The 4,326-nt window shown below is 40.9% G+C and carries 4 protein-coding genes; 2 read left to right on the top strand and 2 right to left on the bottom strand.

Annotated elements, in window-relative coordinates; translation table 11 throughout:
• Positions 1-161 precede the first annotated feature (161 nt).
• On the top strand, positions 162-2,444 hold the full coding sequence (locus tag SORDD27_RS02890; RefSeq protein ID WP_061427199.1) for a Xaa-Pro dipeptidyl-peptidase: 2,283 nt from the start codon (positions 162-164) through the stop codon (positions 2,442-2,444).
• A gap of 519 nt (positions 2,445-2,963) precedes the next feature.
• Positions 2,964-3,434 carry an arginine repressor gene (locus SORDD27_RS02885; protein WP_001043014.1) on the top strand — a complete coding sequence of 157 codons (471 nt, stop codon included), beginning with the start codon at positions 2,964-2,966 and terminating at the stop codon, positions 3,432-3,434.
• A gap of 35 nt (positions 3,435-3,469) precedes the next feature.
• Here SORDD27_RS02885 and SORDD27_RS02880 read toward each other — a convergent pair whose 3' ends face one another.
• Together SORDD27_RS02880 and cgtA are read right to left on the bottom strand one after the other, a co-directional pair.
• The gene (locus tag SORDD27_RS02880) at positions 3,470-3,634 is read right to left on the bottom strand and encodes a hypothetical protein (RefSeq protein WP_000502578.1); all 165 of its coding nucleotides are present in this window, start codon (positions 3,632-3,634) and stop codon (positions 3,470-3,472) included.
• Positions 3,635-3,643: 9 nt separating this feature from the next.
• On the bottom strand, positions 3,644-4,326 hold a 683-nt coding region (gene cgtA, locus SORDD27_RS10165), incomplete at its 5' end, for an Obg family GTPase CgtA (protein WP_231069277.1).

The following is a 4,326-nucleotide window of genomic DNA, read 5'->3' as shown; positions in this document are numbered from 1 at the left end:
TCTAGAAAAAGGCTTACTTCTATGGTATTTATTCAGCATTTTATAATAACTTACCAAATAGATATGCTGGTTTAAGAAATTTATTTCATTTAAGTTTATTTATTCCATTTTTCCCTCTTTTTTGATATAATAAATCCAGTCTGTTTTCAAAGGAGAGAAACATGCGTTTTAATCAATTCAGCTACCAACCAACCACTAGTTCTCAACGATTTGAGGAATTAGAAGGTCTTGGTCTAAAGCTGTCACCCCAACTGTCCTTAAAAAGACAGTTTGAAGACTTCATTCGTTGGAGTTTTTTCACTTATTCTAACACGGATTATGCCTTGTCAACTTTGGCTGCGGATAAAGAAACAGATTTAGTAACCTTTTTCCAGTCAGACCGTGAGTTAACTGCGGAGATTTTCTACACAGTAGTTTTTCAACTTTTAGGATTTAGCTATCTTGTTGACTTTGAGGATGCCGAACAGTTCCGTAAAGAAACTGGTTTTCCTATTGTTTATGGGGATCTCATTGAAAATCTTTATCAGTTACTCAATACGAGAACGAAAAAAGGAAATACGCTCATCGATCAGCTTGTTAGTGATGGACTCATTTCAGAAGATAATCACTACCACTACTTTAACGGTAAGAGCTTGGCAACCTTCACTACTCATGATGTCATTCGTGAAGTCGTGTATGTCGAGAGTCGTGTGGATACTGATAACGACGGTCTCCCTGACTTAGTCAAGGTCAGCATTATTCGCCCGCGTTATGATGGTCAAGTACCTGCTCTTATGACTGCCAGCCCTTATCACCAAGGGACCAACGACAAAGCCAGTGACAAGGCTCTCTACAAAATGGAAAGGGAGCTTGAGGTCAAACTACCCCACACCATTGAACTTGAGGAACCTAAGCTGAATTTAGTTGAACCTCATGGTCAAGCAGAAGTCGTCTCAGAAGCTGAAGAAAAGCTATCTCATATCAATAGCTCATATACTCTCAATGACTACTTCCTCCCACGTGGATTTGCCAATCTCTATGTATCAGGTGTTGGAACCAGGGATTCCCAAGGGCTCATGACCAATGGTGACTATCAGCAAATCGAGGCCTATAAAAATGTCATTGATTGGCTCAATGGTCGTTGTCGTGCTTTCACAGACCACACGCGCAAGCGCCAAGTCAAGGCTGACTGGTCAAACGGCAAAGTCGCAACAACAGGAATTTCCTATCTAGGTACCATGTCTAATGGTCTTGCCACCACTGGTGTTGATGGCTTAGAAGTCATCATCGCGGAAGCAGGAATTTCCTCTTGGTACAACTACTATCGAGAAAATGGTCTGGTGACCAGCCCAGGTGGTTATCCGGGTGAGGATTTTGACTCACTTGCTGAATTGACCTACTCTCGCAACCTCCAAGCTGGTGACTATATTCGTGGCAATGAAGCTCATCAAGCAGACTTAGAAAAGGTTAAAGAGAAACTCGATCGCAATACTGGTGACTACAATCAACTTTGGCATGACCGCAACTATCTGCTCAATGCTCACAAGGTTCAAGCTGAGGTCGTCTTTACGCATGGTTCCCAGGATTGGAACGTCAAACCTCTTCATGTTTACCAGATGTTTCATGCCCTTCCTAGCCATATCAATAAGCACCTCTTTTTCCATCATGGTGCCCATGTCTATATGAACAACTGGCAGTCGATTGACTTCCGAGAGTCCATGAATACCTTGTTAAGTAAGAAATTGTTAGGACTTGACTCAAGCTATCAACTTCCGACTGTCATCTGGCAGGACAATACCGAACCGCAAAGATGGCAAGGTCTTGATGACTTTGGCAAACAGGATGAACTGCATACCTTCTCTCTTGGTAATGAGGAAAAAGTGATTCAAAACCATTATAATCAAAAAGATTTTGAGCGTTATGGCAAGACTTACCAGACCTTTAACACTGAACTTTACCAAGGAAAAGCTAATCAGATCACCATTGACCTTCCAGTAAGTCAAGACATTCACTTAAATGGGCGAGTGGAGCTGAAACTTCGTGTCAAATCGAGTACAAACAAGGGCTTATTATCAGCCCAACTGTTAGAACTTGGACAAAAGAAATATCTACAACCTTATCCAGCTGTTTTAAGTGCTAGAACCATTGATAATGGCCGTTACCACATGTTAGAAAATCTCTGTGAACTACCATTCAACCCAAGTGCCCAACGTGTCATCACCAAAGGCTACCTTAATCTTCAAAATCGAACCAATCTCTTGACGATTGAAGAAATCCAACCAAATGAATGGATGGACTTCAAGCTAGAGCTTCAACCAACTATCTACAAACTTAAAAAAGGAGATACTCTCCGTTTGGTTCTCTATACAACAGACTTTGAGATTACAATTCGAGATAATACAGACTATCAGTTGACTGTTGATTTAGCACAGTCTAGTCTTATCCTACCTTGTCAAAAGGTATAATCTACCTGACTTTCAATATGGAAGTATTCAAAGGAAAAGTCAATGAATTTGACCATTGAACTACCTATAACCAAAGTTTTCCACTTGAACAGTCGAATCAAACATAAACTTCGTATCAAATCCAGTTCATCTAAAAGCATTTTAGAAGCCCCTAGATAGAACTTGGACAAAAGATACTCCCTCTAACCAACATGTGTAACCATTTATCATACACGCTACTACACCACATGTTGGAAATCTCTGTGAATTACATTTAGAGTGAATTCACAAAACGCCGTGACAAAAAGCTACCCAAATTGAATGATTCACTGTCATTAAAGAACATCAATGTAGATGAACGGATTGCTACCCAGTTTATCTGCACGCAACTAGTGACAAGTTAAAAGAAGGAGAATCTCTCCATCTAGTTCTTTATCCTACTGACTGTGAAATCATCATACGTGACAATACCGCCTACCACCCGACTGACATTTTCGTTCAGTCCACGCTACTGTACCTTGTAAAAGGAGTACTTACTTTATGAACAAATCAGAACACAGACACCAACTTATCCGCGCCCTCGTTTCAAAAAACAAAATCCATACTCAAGCTGAATTACAAGCCTTGTTAGCGGAAAATGATATCCAAGTTACTCAGGCTACCTTATCACGCGATATCAAAACCATGAACCTTTCAAAAGTGCGCGAAGAGGATCATTCTTACTATGTGCTAAATACAGGATCTATCTCCAAATGGGAAAAACGTCTTGAAAACTATATGGAAGACGCTCTTGTTATGTTGCGTCCTGTGCAACACCAAGTTATTTTGAAAACTTTACCCGGTTTAGCCCAATCGTTTGGATCTGTAATTGATTCCTTGGCCTTTCCTGATATCGTTGCAACCCTTTGTGGAGACGATGTCTGCATGATTATCTGTGAAGATGCTACAAAAGCGCAAGCTTGTTTTGAAAGTCTTAAAAAATATGCGCCACCATTTTTCTTTAGTGAATAAAACAAATCCCGTGATCAAAAGATCACGGGAATTTTTTATTTCTTTGACTGTGTTTCTTCTTTCTTTGTACGTGCCAATCGAAGAGCACGTTTTGGATTGAGACGATTAAACAATTCTTCTAGTTTCTTTTCATTCCACACATCTGCTGCAGAAACAAAATTTCCATCTGCATCTCGGAATGATATCGGTTTATCTCCCATATCAATCTCCTAGTCTACAAATTCAAACTCAAATTTACCGATGCGAACCAAATCACCATCTTTGGCTCCACGCGCACGAAGGGCTTCGTCAACCCCCATACCACGAAGCTGACGGGCAAATTTCATGACCGATTCGTCACGGTCAAAGTTGGTCATGTTAAAGAGTTTCATGAGTTTTTCACCAGAAAGTACCCATGTCGCATCATCATCACGACTAATCTCAAAGGCTTTTTCTTCCTCGTCAAAGCCATAGTAAGCCTCTTCTTCCATATCGGATTCATCATAAATCGGGAATTCTGGAGTCTTGTCTAACAATTCAGCTGTCGCGTCCAAAAGAGTCGCCAAGCCTTGCTTGGTCAGACCCGAAATTGGAAAGATGGCTGGAAGTTCCTCAAACTCGTCGTAGTTTGCTGCCAACTTTTCCTTGAAAGTTTTAAGATTTTCCTGACTTTCAGGCATATCCATCTTGTTGGCCACAATGATCTGCGGACGTTCCATGAGACGAAGGTTGTAGGATTCTAATTCCTTATTGATAGCAAGGTAATCCTCATAAGGATCACGTCCTTCGCTAGCTGACATATCGATGACATGGAGGATAACTCGTGTACGTTCAATATGACGGAGAAACTGGGTTCCAAGACCAACCCCTTGACTAGCCCCTTCAATCAAACCTGGAAGGTCTGCTACTGCAA

This window comes from Streptococcus oralis, from assembly GCF_001579025.1.
Lineage (GTDB): Bacteria > Bacillota > Bacilli > Lactobacillales > Streptococcaceae > Streptococcus > Streptococcus oralis_X.
This window is presented reverse-complemented; position numbering and strand designations above follow the sequence as displayed.

What these genes read in the sequence shown, in the direction of transcription:
- SORDD27_RS02890 (WP_061427199.1), top strand. Translation starts at nt 162, where the DNA reads ATGCGTTTTAATCAATTCAGCTACCAACCAACCACTAGTTCTCAACGA.
- SORDD27_RS02885 (WP_001043014.1), top strand. Translation starts at nt 2,964, where the DNA reads ATGAACAAATCAGAACACAGACACCAACTTATCCGCGCCCTCGTTTCA.
- SORDD27_RS02880 (WP_000502578.1), bottom strand. Translation starts at nt 3,634, where the DNA reads ATGGGAGATAAACCGATATCATTCCGAGATGCAGATGGAAATTTTGTT.